This window comes from Calditerrivibrio sp. (assembly GCF_049968475.1).
In the GTDB taxonomy this organism is placed as follows: domain Bacteria; phylum Chrysiogenota; class Deferribacteres; order Deferribacterales; family Calditerrivibrionaceae; genus Calditerrivibrio; species Calditerrivibrio nitroreducens_A.
This window is the reverse complement of sequence record NZ_JBMFQS010000015.1, coordinates 1-19,424: the sequence shown is the minus strand read 5'-3', so window position 1 is coordinate 19,424 and position 19,424 is coordinate 1. Positions and strand designations below refer to the sequence as shown.

The 19,424-nt window shown below is 36.4% G+C and carries 15 protein-coding genes and 2 pseudogenes; 5 read left to right on the top strand and 12 right to left on the bottom strand.

Features of this window, described 5'->3' with window-relative positions; genetic code table 11:
• Positions 1 to 353, bottom strand: a pseudogene (locus tag ACP5Q2_RS09560) (hypothetical protein); the annotation flags it as partial.
• Positions 354 to 368: 15 nt separating this feature from the next.
• Entirely contained in the window at positions 369 to 2,762 is a 2,394-nt protein-coding gene (locus tag ACP5Q2_RS09555; protein ID WP_428099516.1) for a putative bifunctional diguanylate cyclase/phosphodiesterase, read from the bottom strand.
• Positions 2,763 to 2,911: 149 nt separating this feature from the next.
• Between ACP5Q2_RS09555 and ACP5Q2_RS09550 the strand changes: the two genes are divergently transcribed.
• On the top strand, positions 2,912 to 3,349 hold the full coding sequence (locus ACP5Q2_RS09550; RefSeq protein ID WP_428099519.1) for a GGDEF domain-containing protein: 438 nt from the start codon (positions 2,912 to 2,914) through the stop codon (positions 3,347 to 3,349).
• Between the two features lie 54 nt (positions 3,350 to 3,403).
• Here ACP5Q2_RS09550 and gdhA read toward each other — a convergent pair whose 3' ends face one another.
• The 8 genes from gdhA to ACP5Q2_RS09510 form a co-directional block, all read right to left on the bottom strand.
• Positions 3,404 to 4,750 carry an NADP-specific glutamate dehydrogenase gene (gdhA, locus tag ACP5Q2_RS09545; protein ID WP_428099513.1) on the bottom strand — a complete coding sequence of 449 codons (1,347 nt, stop codon included), beginning with the start codon at positions 4,748 to 4,750 and terminating at the stop codon, positions 3,404 to 3,406.
• A 237-nt stretch (positions 4,751 to 4,987) separates the two neighbouring features.
• Positions 4,988 to 5,674 (bottom strand): class I SAM-dependent methyltransferase, encoded by a 687-nt coding sequence (locus ACP5Q2_RS09540; protein ID WP_424606327.1) that lies wholly within the window; start codon positions 5,672 to 5,674, stop codon positions 4,988 to 4,990.
• 12 nt (positions 5,675 to 5,686) lie between these two features.
• Positions 5,687 to 7,318, bottom strand: a complete 1,632-nt coding sequence (gene pgm / locus ACP5Q2_RS09535) for a phosphoglucomutase (alpha-D-glucose-1,6-bisphosphate-dependent) (RefSeq protein WP_424606326.1) — start codon at positions 7,316 to 7,318, stop codon at positions 5,687 to 5,689.
• Positions 7,319 to 7,330: 12 nt separating this feature from the next.
• Complete coding sequence (locus ACP5Q2_RS09530; protein WP_428099508.1) at positions 7,331 to 9,922, bottom strand: PEP/pyruvate-binding domain-containing protein; 2,592 nt, start codon at positions 9,920 to 9,922, stop codon at positions 7,331 to 7,333.
• A 13-nt stretch (positions 9,923 to 9,935) separates the two neighbouring features.
• Positions 9,936 to 10,784, bottom strand: coding sequence for a 2-oxoacid:ferredoxin oxidoreductase subunit beta (locus ACP5Q2_RS09525; RefSeq protein ID WP_428099506.1), 849 nt, complete (start codon positions 10,782 to 10,784; stop codon positions 9,936 to 9,938).
• Positions 10,781 to 12,457, bottom strand: coding sequence for a 2-oxoacid:acceptor oxidoreductase subunit alpha (locus ACP5Q2_RS09520; RefSeq protein WP_428099503.1), 1,677 nt, complete (start codon positions 12,455 to 12,457; stop codon positions 10,781 to 10,783). The genes ACP5Q2_RS09525 and ACP5Q2_RS09520 overlap by 4 nt, the downstream gene beginning before the upstream one ends.
• A gap of 11 nt (positions 12,458 to 12,468) precedes the next feature.
• Entirely contained in the window at positions 12,469 to 13,317 is an 849-nt protein-coding gene (locus ACP5Q2_RS09515) for a DUF2156 domain-containing protein (protein WP_428099500.1), read from the bottom strand.
• The gene (locus ACP5Q2_RS09510; RefSeq protein WP_428099497.1) at positions 13,307 to 14,623 is read right to left on the bottom strand and encodes an MATE family efflux transporter; all 1,317 of its coding nucleotides are present in this window, start codon (positions 14,621 to 14,623) and stop codon (positions 13,307 to 13,309) included. Before ACP5Q2_RS09510 ends, ACP5Q2_RS09515 begins: the two co-directional genes overlap by 11 nt.
• A gap of 89 nt (positions 14,624 to 14,712) precedes the next feature.
• Here ACP5Q2_RS09510 and ccsA point away from each other — a divergent pair, with 89 nt between their 5' ends.
• Genes ccsA through ACP5Q2_RS09490 form a run of 4 tightly spaced genes read left to right on the top strand, consistent with a single transcriptional unit; the run spans position 14,713 to position 18,406 of the window.
• Positions 14,713 to 15,495 carry a cytochrome c biogenesis protein CcsA gene (ccsA, locus tag ACP5Q2_RS09505; protein WP_428099494.1) on the top strand — a complete coding sequence of 261 codons (783 nt, stop codon included), beginning with the start codon at positions 14,713 to 14,715 and terminating at the stop codon, positions 15,493 to 15,495.
• 1 nt (position 15,496) lies between these two features.
• Complete coding sequence (gene hemA / locus ACP5Q2_RS09500; protein WP_428099491.1) at positions 15,497 to 16,762, top strand: glutamyl-tRNA reductase; 1,266 nt, start codon at positions 15,497 to 15,499, stop codon at positions 16,760 to 16,762.
• Positions 16,763 to 16,776: 14 nt separating this feature from the next.
• Complete coding sequence (gene hemC / locus ACP5Q2_RS09495; protein WP_424606318.1) at positions 16,777 to 17,703, top strand: hydroxymethylbilane synthase; 927 nt, start codon at positions 16,777 to 16,779, stop codon at positions 17,701 to 17,703.
• Entirely contained in the window at positions 17,690 to 18,406 is a 717-nt protein-coding gene (locus ACP5Q2_RS09490; protein WP_428099488.1) for a uroporphyrinogen-III synthase, read from the top strand. Before hemC ends, ACP5Q2_RS09490 begins: the two co-directional genes overlap by 14 nt.
• A gap of 239 nt (positions 18,407 to 18,645) precedes the next feature.
• On the opposite strand, the pseudogene ACP5Q2_RS09485 reads toward ACP5Q2_RS09490, so the two are convergent.
• Positions 18,646 to 18,918: pseudogene (locus tag ACP5Q2_RS09485) on the bottom strand (transposase); the annotation flags it as partial.
• A 112-nt stretch (positions 18,919 to 19,030) separates the two neighbouring features.
• Positions 19,031 to 19,424 (bottom strand): winged helix-turn-helix domain-containing protein (locus ACP5Q2_RS09480; protein ID WP_428099485.1); only part of this gene is annotated, 394 nt, incomplete at its 5' end.

Here is a 19,424-nt window from a genome sequence, read left to right as displayed (position 1 = left end):
GTATTGAAAATGTTGTCTATTATCTCGTTGAATTTGGTGGTGATTTTTGAAATAGATTCTGTCAAATCTTTTATTTCATCCGATTTTTGATCTATTTTTAAAGCAAGGTTCCCTGTGGATATCTCTTCCAATGCATCTTTTATATCTTCAAGGGGGAGTATTAATCTGTATTTTGTTATGAGATAGGCTACGATTGTTACAACTATAGCAGTTAGAATAGAGACAAATAATAGCTTTGGGTAGTTAATCTCACCTGTTAAAAAAAGAAGAAGTAAAATTGCAAAGAATTCAAAAAAAAGGCCTGCAACAACCCCCAATATGATCTTTCTTTTTAATTTTTCCAAAGCTTTCATTTTTCCTCCTATTAACTATAATTTTTTATCGGGCTTACCGATGAGGTAACCTTGGGCGTAATCTACTTTTAACTCTTTAAGCTTTCCGAGCACTTCCTGATTTTCGACAAATTCAGCAATCGTTTTGATCCCAAACTCTTCGGTGAGTATCAGAAGGCTCTTGACTATGGCGAGATCCTTTGAGCTGGTGAGGATATTTTTTATGAATTCCCCATCTATCTTTACGTAATCTACCGGGAATCTTTTGATGTAGTCGTATGAGGAGAACCCGGAGCCGAAATCATCTATGGCAAACTTATACCCTTCGGATCTTAAATTAGCAACAAATTTTTCAAGTATCGATAAGTTTCGTACGGTGTCCCGCTCGGTAAGTTCGAAAACTATATTTTCAGGGTTTATACCGTATCTTTTAGTTGTATCTATCACCTTTGGTATAAATTCTGTGATAATAAGAGATTTTGGCGATAGATTTATAAACAAGGTTTTACCTGGATGATTCTTCAAGATATTAAAGGCATTTTCCATCATTATGTAGTCTATTTTTATGATGTTGCCGGTTTTTTCTGCTATTTCGATAAATTCGTAAGCGGAAATTATCTTATCCCCCATGTCTATACGACAGAGCACCTCATAAAAATCTATGGAGCCTGTTTTTAAATCGATTATCGGCTGGAAGAATGGGATTATCCTGTTTTCATCTATAGCTCTTGTAATCTGGAACGATTTTTCGCTGATCAGCTTATTGACGCGATAAATATCTTCATCGCTCGGTTTTAATACCTTGTTTTTACCTTCCGTTTTGGATTTAAAAAGCATAGTATCGGCAAATGCGAAAAGCTCTTTTGCATCATCACCATGATCGGGGAAGATGGCATAACCTGCGGATGCTGTTATATTTATCTGTTTATCCTTATGATTGAGTGTAAATTTTTCGATCTTTTCCAAAATTCTTTTGGAGATGTTGTAAGCTTCGTTGCTATCTGTTTCTGGCATTATTATGGTAAACTCATCGCCACTGTACCTTGCTACAATATCCCCTAATCTAACATTCTTTTTTATCACTTCTGCTACTCCAGATAGGAAACTATCCCCTATGTCGTGGCCAAAATTGTCATTTAAAAATTTAAAATTATCGAGATCAATGATCGCCACGGCGAATTTATAGTTGTGTCTTCTACCCCTTGCGACTTCATAGTTTAACAGCTCCCAGAAGATCCTTTGGTTAAAAAGATTTGTGATATTATCCCTTGTGGAGTAATACTCTAACTCTTTGTTGTACTTTGCAATCGCTTTTACAGAGCCTATGACATTTAAAAGGGTAGTGAGTATCCCTTCGATAACAAGAGATTTAGCTTTATCCTCAACATCTTTGGTATTTATCCCCACCCCTACAATGCCACCTATTTTAGGTTCATCAAGTATAAAACTTTTGGTTTCAAAATGTAGGATACTAGGATGAAAAATTTCACATCTATCTGAGGGGGCTACAGAGTGATGGATAGATATCGCTTTAAAATGACAGTATTGAGAGTAAAAGTTTTTGCACCGGATCTCTATTAACTTTTCAACATACTCTTTTAATTCTTCAGATGGTGGTTTTGTCCAGAAAAATTCGAGACAGAAATCGTTTTCATTTACCCTGAAAAGACTAAATGCTAATTGCACTTCGATAATCTTATTCATATCTACTATCAATGATAGTACATATTTTCTCCAATCTCTTATAACCTCCGATGTGATAAGGAATTTTTTGAGTATCTTAATTTCTAACTCAAGTATATCCCTATCCACAGCAGTTTCTCTTGTTTTCTTAAGAAATCTATTCAATCCATCAAAGATATCGTCGAGCTCTTTGAATATTGTATTCTTTTTTATCTCTTCAACTCTAGTTAGATCTTTTACATTGTTTATATTATCGATCTCCTTTAATATCTGGGTTTTAATATTTTCGATTCTTTTACTAACAATGGAAGCTATAAAGATGGCACCAAAGATCGGAATAGGTGAGAGTAATATAAAAAAAAGTAATGTGAGTTTTTTTGAGCTTGATATCACATCTTTAAAATCGATTGTTACTAAGAAGCTACCAGCCAGATCATCCTCTTTTTTAGAAATGTGGCAACTAAGGCAGCTTTTATCATAACGTTTTTCTAATGAGAAACGATAGACCCCATCTTCACTCATCAGTTCTTGTTGTTTTAGTTCTGAGGGGGTGAATTTGAGACCAAGTGCCTTTTCTACCTGTTTTATATGATTTGTGGATAGATTTCTGTTTTTAAAAAATTCGGATTCCAAAGTGTTTATGTTTTTCACACATCTTTCATACTCTTTTATGGCCATCTGCTTTATATTTTTTTGCTGAATATAGTAGAATAGAAAGATGGTAACAAAATAGGTTAGCAATGACACACAGATTATAAGTAGAAGAATAAAATTTTTTAAACGGAAAGTTGTTTTGATGTCATTGATCACGGTTATACCTGTTATTATTTTTTTTAATAGAAGTAAATTTTAAAATTTATTTTGACAAATGTCAAGATAAAAGATAAAGGTATCTCATACATACTCTTGAGACGGAAATCTCAAAGGCAAAAAGGAGTAAGACCCCTCTTTCCATAGGGATCTTTGACATAGATAATTTCAAGAGGATAAACGATACCTATGGTCACCCCACCGGGGATCTTGTATTGAAAAAGTTTGCCGAGATAGTCCAAAGCAAAAAGAGGGATTACGATATTTTTGGAAGATTTGGGGGGGAGGAATTCCTCATTATCCTTCCTGGAACAACCCAAGAGGATCTTTTTAAAATATTGGAGAGGTTCCGGATCGCCATTGAGGAGGAGCTTGTTAGGTATGTCAATTTTAAGGTTACCTGTAGCATCGGTGGCTGTAGTATTAGTGATTACGAAAAGGTCGATATAGATAGTATGATAGCCTGTGCGGATCAAAATCTCTATTCGGCAAAAGTAACTGGAAAGAATAAGGTTTTGGTATAGCCATAAAGAGGGGATGGAGATCAGTCCCCACCCCTATATCAAAAATGATATTTTTTAAATTACACCAAGATCTAACATTGCATCAGCAACCTTTTTAAATCCCGCAATGTTAGCTCCAACTACATAGTTCTGTGGATATCCAAATTCATCAGATGTCTGTTTGCATGCCTGGAATATGTTTTGCATGATCTTTTTAAGTTTTTGCTCTGTGTAGTCAAAATCCCAGTTGCTTCTACTTGCATTCTGTTCCATTTCCAACCCTGAAGTGGCAACACCGCCAGCATTCGCAGCTTTACCCGGTCCAAAAAGTACACCAGCTTTGATGAATAGATCCACAGCGTCAGGTGTACATGGCATGTTGGCACCTTCGCCCACTGCTATCAGGCCATTTTTGATGAGAATTTCTGCATCTTTAACGTTAAGTTCATTTTGTGTGGCAGATGGCATTGCTATCTGACATGGAATCTCCCAGATATTTCCATTTTCTTTATAAACTGCATCTTTGTGATACAGTGTATAGTCTTTGATTCTTTTTCTTTCCACCTCTTTTAATTGTTTCAGCAATTCAAGGTCTATCCCTTTTGGATCCATTACATAGCCATTTGAATCTGATACAGCCACGACTTTTCCGCCAAGCTGATGGATTTTTTCCACAGTGTAGATGGCGACGTTACCTGAACCAGAAACAACACAGGTCTTACCTTCAAAAGTTTCATTTTTTACTTTGAGCATCTCTTCCACAAAGAATGTGGCACCATAACCTGTGGCTTCAGTTCTCACAAGGGAACCACCATATCTGATCCCTTTCCCTGTGAGGACACCAGCTTCATATCTATTTGTGATCCTTTTATATTGTCCAAACATGTAGCCTATCTCTCTTCCTCCAACACCAATATCACCTGCAGGAACATCTGTGTGCTCTCCAATATGTCTGTAAAGCTCAGTCATAAAGCTCTGGCAGAATCTCATTATTTCATTATCTGATTTACCCTTTGGATTGAAATCTGATCCACCTTTTCCTCCACCCATGGCAAGTCCTGTGAGAGAGTTTTTAAATATCTGCTCAAAACCTAAAAATTTTATAATACCTGCATAAACAGATTCATGGAATCTCAAGCCACCTTTGTAAGGCCCAAGAGCGCTGTTGAACTCTATTCTGAATCCTCTGTTTACCTGAACTTCTCCTTTATCGTCTATCCATGGTACTCTAAAAATAATCTGTCTTTCTGGCTCTACAATCCTTTCAAGGATTTTTGCATCCAGATAAATAGGGTACCTCTCGAGTAATGGTACGATTGAAAAAAGTACTTCATGTACTGCCTGATGGAATTCAGGCTCAGCAGGGTTTTTTCTTACCACATGGTTGTAGATCTGCTCTACTCTTTCTGTTGCTTTGCTCATCTTACATCTCCTTGTTTTTTATATTAATTCTATACTGTATGGATAATTTAATATACTCGAAAAGTACTTTATGTTAATTTTTTAATGGTGTCAATAATAAGTTTGATAAAATTGAAATTTCTATCTTAAAATAATAAAAATATAAGGTATATTTATTTGAATTTATTAGGAAGATTTGGTGCTACATTTGCTAAAATTCAGTATTGGATGAATTTAGTAAGCATTATAATATTAGGCTTACTTATTAAAAACAGCAATGAGCATGAAACTATCTGGTTTAAAATATTTTTTCCCTTTGAAGTCCCCAAAAAACTGCACAAAGTTTGTTTTAACTTTTCCGGCTACCCATTTAACTTCTTCAAATGTTATAGGAATGAGTGTGGTTTTCGATTCAAAAGTCTGAGTTCCATTTTTTATTACACCTATAAACTCTATTTTGGAGGGATTTTCATATGAGTAGTACCTTTCAAAGGTTACATTACCATTCGTGATATCAGGTAGCCGATTTATGTTATTGTCTAAGATCCTGTCATAGTTTAAAATCTGAAATAAAAATTTCCCCTTAGGTTTTAATAGTTTCATTACATAATCTATTATATTTGCAAAATCTGACCTTGATTTTGCATGGGCAAGGGTATTCCCTATGGAGAAAATAAAATCGAAGCTTTCCGGACGGAAAGGTAGATGGTGCATGTCTGAAATAATCAAACTGTAATCTTTATTAAAATCTAAAGAAAGTTCAACGCCGTAAGCTTGTATACCGTCGTTGTTGAATCTTTTTACGTAGCTTCCGGTGGCGGATCCGATATCTAAGACTTTATCTGAATTGCTTGTGAATAATTTTAAAAAATTATAGGTATCTTCTTCAAAAGGGAAAATCTCATCGTAGTATTCTGAAAGGATTTTATAAAAATTATTATTCACCATCTCTCCTTATTATAGATTCTTTATTAGTAATTTTGCTTCTTCGATCAATTGATTTAAATGCTCTTCATCTTTAAAGCTTTCTGCGTATATTTTATAAATTTGCTCTGTGCCTGATGGGCGTGCTGCAAACCAGCCATTTTCCGTTACTACCTTTACACCACCGATGGGGGCATCATTGCCGGGTGCTTTGTTTAATACCGACAAAATCTTATCTCCCGCTATTTCATCAGATTTAAAAAGATCCTTTGAGAGTTTCTTTATCTTCTCTTTTTCTTCAGGGGTAGATGGGATATCAAGTCTCGTATAGTATGCTTTACCGAAACGATCTTCAAAAGATCTGTAGTGTTCGTAAGGGTCTTTACCGGTTTCTACAAGAATCTCTGCGGATAGAAGACTCATGATTATGCCATCTTTGTCGGTACTCCAGGGCAGTCCATCTTTTCTCAAAAAAGATCCACCAGCACTTTCCTCACCACCAAAACCAAGAGTGCCACTTAACAAGCCATTCACAAACCATTTGAAGCCCACCGGTACTTCATAAACTTTTCTATTAATGATTGAAGCCACTTTATCTATCATGGCACTACTTACGAGTGTCTTACCTATTGCGGCATCTTTATTCCAGCCTACTCTCGTGTTGAAAAGATACCAGGCGGCCACGGAAAGGTAATGATTTGGATTCATCAGTCCACCAGTTTTTGTAACTATCCCATGCCGATCAAAATCCGGATCGCTACCAAAGGCTATGTCATAATTATCCTTCAAATTTATAAGCCCAGCCATTGCATATGGTGAGGAGCAATCCATCCTTATTTTTCCATCTTTATCAACAGTCATGAAGCTAAAGGTTGGATCATAAAAGTTGTTGTACAGATCGATATTAAGTTTATATTTTTCTGCAATATAGCCATAATAATCAAGCCCGGACCCTCCAAGAGAATCTGCTGCAATTTTTATCCCGGAAGATGATATCTTCTCGATATTTAAAACGTAGATGAGATCATCAACATATTCTTTCATAAAATTATATTTTTTTATCTGTGAACTCTTTATTGCATGAGCAAAGTGCTCCCATTTTATATCATCAAGATCGTTTTCCATGATCCTATTTGCCTCTTTTTCGAGCCAGGAGGTTACATCGGTATCGGCTGGCCCTCCAGAAGGTGGATTGTATTTAAAACCACCATCTTCGGGGGGATTATGGGATGGGGTGATGACTATTCCATCAGCCAAGACTTTATTGTTTCTGTTGAATTTTAATATTGCGTAGGATACTGCAGGCGTTGGAGTCCATGGGGTGCCCTCTGATACCATCACTGTGATACCGTTGCCGACCAAAACTTCAATGGCGGTAATGAATGCAGGCTCCGACAGAGCATGGGTATCTTTTCCGATAAAAAGAGGTCCTTTTATCCCTTTTAATTTTCTATAGTTGCAGATGGCCTGAGTGATGGCGGCTATATGATCTTCGTTGAAGCTACCGTTTAGGGATGTGCCTCTGTGGCCAGAAGTGCCAAATACCACTTTATTCATTGGGTTTTCTAAATCCGGCTCAGTTATATAATAATGGGAAACAAGGTTGGGTATGTTTGTTAGAATATCTTTAGGGGCTGGTTTTCCGGCTAAAGGGTGTAAACTCATAGTAACTCCTTGTTAAAAAATTTGTTTTTTGTAAAATATGCCTGCAGTTTGGGATTTGATATTACCATAAAGATATACTTTTCTTGATGTTAGGTCAAATATTTTTATGGCATTTCTGATATTTTCCTTGAAACTCATTACCGATTCTGATTCTTTCTCTTTGAAATTCTTTAAATCTTTAAAATTTACATTAGCTTTTTTGGGATCTGCTGCTATAAAAAATATTCCACTTTCCACGATATCCTGAAAGAAATGTGTTCCAAAAGATAGTTCAGGGGAAAAGTCAGATTCGAAAAATCCCATCTCCACTAAAGCTCTCATATGATTTATCTCCGAAAAGGATACCGGCACACCAAGGGAAGGGGTGGTGGTGCCTATTCTGCCGGGTAGTATCATCAGGCAGTTTTCATCCTCTTTGTCAAACTCCCTGTTGATGCCACCTAGGGCTCTGGCGAGCTCATATTTTTCGCTATTTGTGAGATTCTTATAAGCTTCTTCCGGAACGTAAATAATATAGTCAATTTTCTCAAATATATTTCCCCCCATAAAGTTCCCTTTCACTTTCAAAAGAGGTAACATATCTTTGATCATCTCATCAGAAAGTTGTTTATTACCAGCTATAGAATTAGCCTGCAATGGACGACATTGGACTAAATTTATCTTTGGTGAATCAGGGGAGGTAAAATTCAATGTAAACTCAATATCCACGGGGTGTTCGTAATGTTTTTCCAATATCTTCAGTATATCTTTGAAAATTTCTAGAATATCTCCTTTATTAATAAGCCCATCAAAGCTTAAATAGTATATCTTCTGGAATTTATTTCTCCTACTTTCCAAAAATCTTTCGGTGGCGAAATCCCTTGAAGCAACGATATCAAGGAGCCACTCGGGGATTATCTGGTAAACCTTATTGATTGGCAGTGAATATTTGCCAGATTTATCAACGATAAGAGAGTCTATAAATTTCTGGGAGTATTTTTTTATTTCATTTACATCGCTATTGGTAAGGAGATTTGGGTTACTAAGGGATATAATCTTAGTATGTTCTCCTTCATAGGTATTTACTGCTCTTGTTCCCAGCCCCAGTACGATTCTTATCATTCCATCGGTGGGATCTATATCTTCGTGCCACACGTACGTATTGTATGATAGACCAACCCCAGCTATATCCGGGAAATAGAACTCTCCGTGATAATTACCAGACACCCTCTGTATGAGGATACTCATGAGCTCTTCTAATTTATCAAGCCCTCTTTCTTTCCTATATATAAGTGCTTCCCTACTCATTGCACTGGAATATATTCTCTTTACAGAATTTATGAAATCTTTGTACCTTTTTTCCGGTGAACCGGTAATTGAGGAGAAGAAGCTTTCATATTTTCCAGCAAAAGCGTTACCAAAACCATCTTCCAAGAGGCTACTTGATCTTATTACTATTGGGTATTGCCCAAAATAGTTTAGCATTAGCTTGAATTTATTTTCGATATGTTCCGGAAATTCCCCGGTCAAGAAAAGTCTCTCCAATTTTTCGCCGAAGACAAAATACCCATCATCTCTTTTCTGAGAAACAAACAGATCCCACCAACCGTTGTGTATGATATATTCATAATATACATCAGATCCTATGTAGAAGGAATCGTGTGGCTCAGATATTTTAGACCATTTGCTGTAATGATTTTCGAGAATTTTCCTTGCAAGAAGCATTCCAGCTGCTTTTCCTCCTATAAAACCTGTTCCTATCAATCGTTCTTTGATCTGTATGAGATCCTCTATCCTGAAATATTTTTTGTATAGACTGATGATTCTGTGATCTCTGCTGATCATTAAGTTACAAATTCTATCAAACATTAAAGAATATTCCGGTGATTGTGGATTGTTGATTACCCTTTTTGAGAGTATAAACAGTCTATCCCAGTAGTCGATATGTTTGTATATATCGTTGGAGAGAAGGCTACATATGGAATTATTGAGCATTGTGACTTCATAACTGGATGTGACTGGTTCAAAATCGTTGTTTTTATTAAACTTGTGGGGAAGGAACATCGTTGGGGAGTATCTTTCGAAAACCTTTATAGGTTGGACGTAATAAAAACCTTCATAATTTAGCACTTCAAGCATTACCTGTGTGGTATCGTGTATAGCAGTGGATGTTTTGAATGCATGGTAGTTTTTATAAATTGCAAAGTATGCAACCGTATCTAGTATATATAGGAATGGGCAGGTAATTTTAAAGAAGTTTGCAATCATCCAGTCAGTTGCCCAATAATTGACTAATTCTGAGAGACAATCGAATATGTAGAACACTTCTTTACCATTTTTATCTATCATACTATAGATACTTGATGCGAACTTTTCAAAGCTCGTTAAATCCGGATAAAAGATCTCAACTTTAGATAAATCATCTATTATGAAATCGTGAGTGGCAAATCTTACATATACCACCTTTCGTTCGTTCAGGATAGCATTATACACAAAAGGCTTTGTGAAGAATTTATAGTCGGAGATATTCGTCACAGACCAAACTATATTATCGCCGAGCCTGATATTATCTAAAATTTTATCAAGACCTGGTATTCCTGAGTTTATAGGTGTCTTGAAATACATTTACCCTCCTCTCTTATGCAAAAGATTTAAGCATAGCTGATATATCTCTTTTGACAATACCCTGATCTATCAATGTCTTATTTTTGATCTGCGGTAGCTGTTCCTCCTGTGTTGGTCTATCTACTTTGTAGATGATGCCAAGGGCAATTTTATCCTTTTCTCTGATCAATTTTAGGGCTTCTTCAAAGTTTCCTGGATCGTAATCATCGGCAATCCTGTAAACCCTTTCATCGTAATATTCATATCCGTAGTGTTTTCCAAAAGTCACACAGGGCTGAAGAATCTCTATGTGGGAAAAGCCATTGTGCATAATACCAGCTTTAATAATCGATTTTAAATGTTCCAGATCACCAGAATACCCTCTTGCAATAAATGTGGCTCCTGCCGAAAGAGATACAAATAGGCCGTTTAATGGTTCATCAATCACACCGTGGGGTGTTGATTTGCTTTTCAAACCTTTGTCGGTGGTGGGAGAAGCCTGACCTGTGGTCAGCCCATACACGTGATTGTTATGAATAAGGTATGTAATGTTGAGATTTCTCCTTATGGCATGTATAAAATGCCCCATCCCCATGCCATAACCGTCCCCATCTCCGCCATTTACAATTACGGTGAGTTTATGGTTGGTGAGTTTTACTCCGGTTGCCACCGGCATTGTTCTACCATGTAGGGTATGGAAGCCGTATGTTCTTAGATAATTCAACATTTTTCCGGAGCAACCTATTCCGGAAATATTTACTATATCCTTTCCGTTTATATCAAGCTCCGCAATTGCACCTTTTATAGCATTCCAGATGGCGAAATTACCACAACCTGGACACCAATTTGGAATTTTTCCAGAGTTAAAATCTACCGATTTCATAAAGCCTCCCCTGTAATTTTTTCATAAAGCTCATCTGCAAAGAAAGGTCTGCCATCATATTTTAAAATCGTTTTTTCGATAATCAGTCCTGTGTTTTCAGCTATGACAGATTTTAACTGGGCAGTCATGTTATTTTCCACAATAATGAGATTTCTATTTTCCAGCATAGTCTTGACTTTTGACCAGTCGAGGGGATAAATGGCTGGAAAATGTATAAAATTTATACGATCCGTAATCTTTAAAATCTCCATCATCTGCATTTTAACAGAACCCCAACATACCACCGTTATCTCTGCATCTATCTTTCCATATAATTTTGGATGTGGGATGTCGTTTGTGATGTAGTTTATTTTTTTAAATCGCCTCTTTTGCTGTATAACTCTATTTTCAGCATTATCAGTAACAAAACCGTATTCATCATGTTCGTTCCCCGGGGCTTTGTATAAACCACCAGGTGTTCCGGGGATTGTTCTCATTCCCACCCCTTTTTCCACCTCTTTATATCTGGGGAAAAACTCCATTGGCTTTTCAGGATCACCGCCAAATATTAACCCTCTATCAATCTGAAGATGGTCAGTTTTAAAAGGTTTTGTGGTAAAATGGGATTCGGAGAGGAATTTATCCGACAGAATAAAAACAGGTATATGGTATTTTTCCGCCAGATTAAAAGCTTCAAATGTAAAATAGAATAGCTCTTCAACGTCCCCTGGAGTTAAAACTACCCGTACAAATTCATCCTGAGAAGCGTTTAAAACAAATTTAAGGTCGCCCTGCTCCGTCCAGGTGGGCATTCCGGTGGCTGGTCCTGGCCTCTGGCTTTCCACGATTACTATCGGTGTTTCTGCTATAGCGGCAAGCCCCAACCCCTCCACCATAAGACTAAAACCACCACCTGACGTGGCCACCATACTTCTTGCTCCGGCGTATGATGCACCGATTGCCATATTGATGGCTGATATCTCATCTTCGGTATGTTTTGTTATAATATTGAAACTTTTTTCATGTTCCGCAAGAAAATGTAAGATGGAAGATGCAGGTGTCATGGGATATGTTGCGAAAAAATTAACACCGGCTGTAATAGCTCCCAGCGATATCGCTTCGTTACCAGATAATACTATCCTTTCCATATCTTTTTTTGATACGCTGAAATTTATTCTTTCCTGAATGGTGTTATACCCCTCAATTGCCGCCTGATGGTTTATCTTATAAAGTTTTTCATTACTGTAATTTTCCTTTAGCATCTCATCAAGGCAATCAAAATCTAAATTAAACAATTTTATCAGAGCACCCAGGGCGATACTATTTTTTGCAATCTCGTTTACCTCAAGTTTTGAAAGGATCTTTTTAAATGGTAGATCTAACACTTTTCCCTTTAGATTGGTTTTATCTTTTGTATTTTCAATATCTGCAAGCAGAATCATACCTTCATCTATTTTTTCATTAGTTATGGCAACATCCGTAAGCGCAACAAGAATATCATATTTTTTATAAGGGGCATATACTTCGTTGGTATCGGCTATGATTAGATAATTATTATAGCCACCCCTGATGAGGGAAGGGTATTCCGGATAGCCATGGACGGTATACCCCAACCTCTTAAATAATTTTGACAACATGAGACCGGTGCTCATAATTCCTAGTCCAGCAGGACCACCTATCTTAATCTTTAGCATACGCACCTCTTTTATAAAGAAAGTCTATATTTATGAATCATTAAATCCGGTTCGTAAGATGATTTTGCCTGCCTAAGTGAAGGTTTACCAAGGTCCTGTTCAAAATTGAGATATTCGTATCTTTTGGGAAGCATATTGGCAAAACTGTTGTAAATATACTGATATATCCCTTTAAACCCTTTTACACCTTTGGCAAAATGTATAGCGAATGTATCATACCTTAGCTCTTCCCCCATAATGAGTCCTACGGGCTTATCCGAAATGTAGTATAAAAGTCCGCAAATGACCAGATCTTTGCAGTATTGTATGGCTTCTATGTTGGCGTAAAAATCTGTTTCTTCTGGTGGTTCTCCCAATGATTTTTGCCATTCTTCCACTACCATAATAGCATCTTTTTTATTCTCTTCGGTAAGAGGTTTTATGGTACAATTATATTTTTCAGTAAACTGTTTCAAAAGATTTCGCTTGCCATGAAGATTTCTACCTTTAAAGGTACTCATCTTTTCAAGAGTGTATATGTAGTCGGTGTCGTTTATATTTGAAGTTACACAGTATCTATCTTCAATACCTTCGATCCATTGGTAATCTAATGGAAAAATATAGTCCACCTCTCTTAATATCTTATCTACTTTTTTTATATCAAGTTCATTAAATGGGATTGTGGGCATGATGTAGCTTTTTTTATCATAGGTGATCCCTTTTATAAATATCTCAGTGTTATCCTCTATAACTTCATAATTATGAGCCCTTCTAAATAGGTAGAGATTGGCAAAACTGTATTCAGAAATCATAGTACCTACTTTTTTGAGTCGGCCAAACAATATATCTTTGTGTTTTAGATCAAGTTTTTCAATAATCATCCCTTATCCACCTTCTGGAATTATGTCTTTTGTAAATCAATAACGCCTGAATTATTATAGAAATAGTCATCGCCCACCAGATACCATAAGCCCCAAAGCCAAAAAGGAATGCAAGTATTAAGGCAAGAGGTATTCGCACACCCCAAAGGCTTGATAGTATTCTTATCATTGTTTGTTTTGTATCCCCTGCACCATTTAGTGCACCTATAAGTATAGTGCCTATTGCCATAAAAGGCTCGCTTATGGCGCTGATATATAAGTATCTGCTACTTTCTCTCACCACTACAGGATCCTTAGACAAAAAAGATGTAACTTTTTCTGCATTAAATACAACCAATACTGTAACTATACTAATTATACCACATCCTAAAATTGATGTAAACAGAGAATTCTTATATGCGTCTTCAAATCTTTTCTCACCCATTAAGTTACCAACAATAACGGCATTGGCCATGCTGAAAGCAAAGGATGGTAAAAAGATTATCGATTCTATCCTTATTCCATTTGTGAAGGCCGCAAGATAAACGGTGGGGTTTTCCGGAAGAGAGCTCAACATCATAAAGATAACAACAGAAGCCAGCTGCCATCCAATCTGAACTACTCCGCTTGGCCACCCTATCGATATGGCTTTTTTGAAAAGGTCATACCGAAATTCTTTTATCGTAAAGATATCTTTCCAAATGAAAAAGATATTTAATAAAAAGCCAATAGATACTGCTGTGAGTGTGGATAAAACTATTCCTTTGTAACCTATAGGTGTATAAAAGACGTAAAAAATATTGGTGCCTACGTTGACTATGAATACTATAAACATCGTGAAAAGGGATCTTTTTATCCGTTTACTTGATCTTAAAACACCATTGGTTACTATGAGGATATAGTGGAAAAAGATCATGTATGAGTAGATCTTTAAAAATTCAAGTATGTATGGCTTGATCTGTATTGGGGCATTGATGAGATTTATTATTTTATTGTTCCCATTTATAGCGATTATTGTTAATATAATAGAGATTATGAATATACTGACAATTGCCGTATATACCATCCTATAAAATTCATCTCTATTTCCGGTATAGAGCTTTGAAGATATGGAAACTACTCCCATGGTAAAAGCATTCCCAATGACTATTAACATAAAATAAAGTTGTGAAACGAAACCTATAGACGCCTGTATCTCTTTTGAAATTTTACCTGCAATGTAGACATCGGTTATCCCTATAAGAAATTCAAAAAACATTATAAGTATTATCGGCCAGCTATTACTCCAGCTATTTTTTAGATATCTTTTATATGTGCCATTTATCATACTTTTTTTAAAAACCCCTTTATTTTTTTATTTTTTTATAATACAAACATCTATGTTTATAAAGATTTATGGAGATAAGGTGGCACATGTTGTTTGATTTTGCAATACTTTTGTATCTTCTGGCATTTTTGTCTGCAGGATTTAATGCTTTTCTGGGTGGTGAAAGGTATACAAAGATTGCCACAGCATTCGTATCGTTAGCTGCAGTGGTAAATCTATCGTATCTCATTGCAAGGTGGTATCAGTTTGGGGTCTTCTCGATAAAGGGTCTTAAGGATATCTTTAATTTGATCATACTTTTTTTGGGTGTTTCGGCTGTTTACATCAACTATAAAGTTAAAAAAGATGGGGTGTATCTTTTTGTTATCCCTGTTATTATAATATTGGGTATTGCGGGTTTTGCTCATAGTTCCATTTTAATACGCAGGCAGTTTTCAAGTTTCTGGTTGGCCATTCATCTACCTTTTACCATATCAGGAACGGTTCTTTTTGTTGTTTCGGCGTTGTTTGGTATTTTATACTTCATCCAGGAGAAACAGCTTAAAAAGAAAAATTTTGGCTATCTCTACAATCTACTGCCGTCAATTGATATGTTAAACAAAATAAATAAAACTGCCATGCTAGTTGGGTTTTTGCTTTTCACAATAGGTCTTTTATCCGGATACATATGGGGTATCTATGAGTGGAATGGTAGAATAATCCTTACCTCCAAACTTCTTTTTTCCATGATAACGTGGTTTATCTTTGGCATAATAATTGTAATAAAAAAAACAAAAGGGATGTCACCGAGGGATACAGCATTTAGTAGCATATTGGGGATTGTATCGGTAGTTGTAACGTATATCGGTGTAGCTTTATTTATAAAGGGGTAATATGCAGCTTGCCGTTTTAGGTCTCAATCACAATACTGCGCCTGTGGAGATCAGGGAAAAACTTGCCATTTCGGATAAAAACTATGAGAGAATATATGCTCAGATATTGCAAAATAATAGGATTTATGAAGTGTTGATACTTTCAACATGTAATAGGGTGGAATATTACATAGTAACGGATGATTTCTTATGCAATGTGGATGCCGTCCTACATATAGTGGCAACCGAAAGCAATATAGATCCTTTTGAACTAAAGAAATACACATACATACATTGTGGATTGGATGCCGTAAAGCATATTTTTAAGGTGGCATCGGGGTTGGATTCTCTCGTTTTGGGTGAACCGCAGATCTTTGGGCAGGTAAAAGATGCCTTTGATAAGGCGAAGATTTATGGTAAGTTTGACACCTTTTTAAATAAGTTGGAAGAGTTTACCATCCGCACATCCAAAAAAGTACGCACGAATACTAAGATTTCTGAAAACCCTGTTTCCGTGAGTTATGCAGCGGTGGAGCTTGCCAAGAAGATTTTTAACGACCTTTCTTCCAGGACAGCTCTTATAATTGGAGCTGGTGAGATGTGTGAACTGGCGGCCAAACATCTGGAAGGAAATGGGATAAAGAGAATCTTTGTCACAAATAGAACATTCGAAAGGGCACTACAGCTGGCAAAAGAAGTAAATGGTGAGGCTGTCCCCATAGAGAAGTTTGTGGAGTATTTAAAAGAGGTTGATATCGTAATAAGCTCCACAGGGGCACCAAATTACATGGTGACATATGAAATGATTAAAAATTTGATGCATATACGGAAATACGAGCCTATGTTTTTTATTGATATCGCAGTGCCAAGAGATATAGATCCCAAGATAAATGAATTGGAAAATACGTTTGTTTATGACATTGATGATCTGAAAGAGGTTGTGGAAGCTAATAAAAAGCAGAGGGAGAAAGAGGCTTTAAAAGCTCTGGAAATTATTGAATCACAAGTGGTGGAATTTGACCACTGGTTGAGTTCCACTAAAATAATACCGATTATTAAGCAGCTGAGACAACAGATGGAGGATATGAAGAATAATGAAATCCAAAGGATGGTGGAAAAATTAAAAATTAATGATCCTCAAGAGGTGAAGAAGATAGATGCCATTGTTACATCTTATATGAATAAGATTTTGCATAATCCTATAATGACGCTCAAAGATTCCGTTAAAGATAAAAAACAGTATACTATAGCTGAAGCGGTTCGTCTGATTTTTGATATCAAAGAATAAAAGAGGGAGTAAATATGGAAAAAGTCACAATAGCTACAAGGGGAAGCAAATTGGCGCTCTGGCAAGCAAACCATATCAAATCGTTACTTACCAATAGATACCCAGAAATGCTTGTGGATCTTAAAATTATCAAAACTCAAGGAGATATAATTCTGGATGTGCCCCTTGCCAAAATAGGTGGTAAAGGACTTTTTGTGAAAGAGATAGAAAATGCTCTAATTGAAAATGAGGCTGATTTGGCCGTGCATAGTATGAAGGATGTACCGGTGGAACTCCCGGATGAGCTGGAGATTTATGTAAATCCTCACAGAGAATCACCATTTGATGCTTTTTTGTCGGTAAAGTATAATAACTTAGATGAATTACCCCGGGGGGCAAAACTTGGTACCAGTAGTTTGAGGAGAAAGGTTCAGATTTCGAGGATAAGACCGGATATAGAAATAGTGGATTTGAGGGGAAACGTGGATACCAGAATAAGAAAACTCACTGAAGGGACATTTGATGCGATTATTTTAGCCAGAGCCGGACTAAATAGGCTAAACCTTCTTGAATGGGTAAAATATACATTTGATGATTCTGAGATTATACCATCCGTTTGCCAGGGGACATTGGGAATTGAAGTGAGAAAAGATGATGATAGGATAAAAAATATCCTCAAATTTATGAAAGATGAAAAAACTGAGGTTGTCACAAGAGCCGAAAGGGCTTTTTTGAGAAGATTGGAAGGTGGATGTCAGGCTCCCATAGGTGGGTATTGCAAAATAGAGGGTGGTAGATTAAAAATGATCGGCTTTTTATCGTCACTTGACGGTGAGGAGTTTTTGAAGTATGAAGAATATGGTGATATGGATAAGCCTGAAGTATTAGGTGAGTCTGTGGCGGAAAAGATACTTATAAACGGTGGTAAAAAAATTTTGGATGATATATATGCCAGGTCATAAAATTCTCATAACAAGACAACCGGAGTTTTCTGTAGAATTTATCAATAAACTATCTTACAATAGACTTTATCCTTATATCCTTCCCATGATCAAAACGGTACCCCATTCGATAAATATACGTGAGACAATGTATGATTTTGTCATTGTGACCAGCAAAAATGCCTGCAACTATATTCAGCCATTTATGGATAAGCTGTCTTATTCAAGGGCAATTGCGGTGGGGAAAAAGACAAAACAATGTATGGAGATGGTGGGGTTTAGAGATGTAGAGGTGCCAGAAACTTTCTCCCAAAAAGGGATTATTAGCTACCTGTCTGGTGAAGATATTAAGGGTAAACGGTTTTTTCTTCCTGGTGCTGAAGAGAGACCTGAAGAACTGATAAGGTTCCTCTCTGAAAAAGGTTCAATAGTGGATGCCCCCACTTTGTATACAACAGAAAAGATCTGTTATCAGCAGGATTATATTACCGATTTTCTAAACCAAATACATATCGATGCAGTCACATTTTTATCACCATCAGCTGCCAAAGGGTTTTTCAGTCAAGTGACTTTTTCCAAAATCAAGAAGGTCCCTCTTTTTGTTTCGATAGGGCCCACTACCCACGATTACCTGATAAGTATTGGAATCGAATCGATCTATCCCAAAACCGATTTTTCAGTTGATGGAGTTGTGGAGCTACTGGTTTCCATCTTCAAATCATGAAATTTCTTGCAATATTTCTATTTTCATTATTATTTATACTGTTTTTTATGTTTATCATAGGTAAAAGAAAAAAAGGTTGTGGCTGCGGCAGAAGGTAAATAATTAGTTTGATCTTCTGCGGTGGATCGTCTTTTTTAATGACTGGAACAATAAGCATACATCGATATTTTTTCGGCTATTTAATGAGACCGAGCTTGCGAGCTTTTTTCCAAAAAATCTGTCTCTATCGTAGATCACTCAAGTTTTTTAGCTAATGCTTCATTCTCTCTTTTTAGCTCTTCTATCTCGTCCTTATAAGCTTTTGTGGCTCCACTGACATCGAAAGCCAATGAAGCGTTATCCAGAAACTGCCTCTTCCAGTCGACAAGGCTTTTAGCGCTTATCCCATATTTGGAAGCTATCTGGGCTATGGTTTGCTCTCCTTAGAGCAGCTCTAGGACAACTTTCCTTTTATATTCGGCGCTAAATGTTTTTCTTTTTCTACTCATTATATCCATCCTCAAAAATGTCATTTATAGTCTAGCATTTGTGAAGATAAATTCCTTGTTTTTTGTCTGAAATTGTGGGGGCAGTATAGTTTCATCTTTTGAAGAGTTTAAGCAGCTTTTAGATTAAAATAATATATCAGTTAGTGGCTTTTTCTTTGTTTTCTTCGTAGAATTTTCTGCCTTTTTCTGTTATTTCCCAGATACCTCGTGGGGAATTAGATGCCAGCAAACCTTCATTTACCATCGTATTTCTTGCCCATTGTGCAGTATTTTCCCATCTTTTCTGTTTTGGATTAGATGGAAGGGGCTTATAATCATATTCGTTTAAAGTATTTTTCATCTTCATATGTACAAGGTTTAAAACATTTTTCATTTCTCCTTTTCCACCAAGTTCAATGAGTGATTCTAAAATAGGTATTATAAATTTATCCTCAGGAGTTCTCATACCTTTTTTTAATCTATCTTTCACTCGTGTTTCTCGTGTTTTTTGAACTTGAGTTGATATTCTTTCACAAAAAGCGACTGCCATT

Excerpts from the sequence above, each read along its gene's own strand:
- pgm (WP_424606326.1), bottom strand. The coding sequence starts at position 7,318 with ATGAGTTTACACCCTTTAGCCGGAAAACCAGCCCCTAAAGATATTCTA.
- ACP5Q2_RS09490 (WP_428099488.1), top strand. The coding sequence starts at position 17,690 with ATGCCAGGTCATAAAATTCTCATAACAAGACAACCGGAGTTTTCTGTA.
- hemC (WP_424606318.1), top strand. The coding sequence starts at position 16,777 with ATGGAAAAAGTCACAATAGCTACAAGGGGAAGCAAATTGGCGCTCTGG.
- gdhA (WP_428099513.1), bottom strand. The coding sequence starts at position 4,750 with ATGAGCAAAGCAACAGAAAGAGTAGAGCAGATCTACAACCATGTGGTA.
- ACP5Q2_RS09515 (WP_428099500.1), bottom strand. The coding sequence starts at position 13,317 with ATGATTATTGAAAAACTTGATCTAAAACACAAAGATATATTGTTTGGC.
- ACP5Q2_RS09510 (WP_428099497.1), bottom strand. The coding sequence starts at position 14,623 with ATGATAAATGGCACATATAAAAGATATCTAAAAAATAGCTGGAGTAAT.
- hemA (WP_428099491.1), top strand. The coding sequence starts at position 15,497 with ATGCAGCTTGCCGTTTTAGGTCTCAATCACAATACTGCGCCTGTGGAG.
- ACP5Q2_RS09520 (WP_428099503.1), bottom strand. The coding sequence starts at position 12,457 with ATGCTAAAGATTAAGATAGGTGGTCCTGCTGGACTAGGAATTATGAGC.
- ACP5Q2_RS09530 (WP_428099508.1), bottom strand. The coding sequence starts at position 9,922 with ATGTATTTCAAGACACCTATAAACTCAGGAATACCAGGTCTTGATAAA.
- ACP5Q2_RS09525 (WP_428099506.1), bottom strand. The coding sequence starts at position 10,784 with ATGAAATCGGTAGATTTTAACTCTGGAAAAATTCCAAATTGGTGTCCA.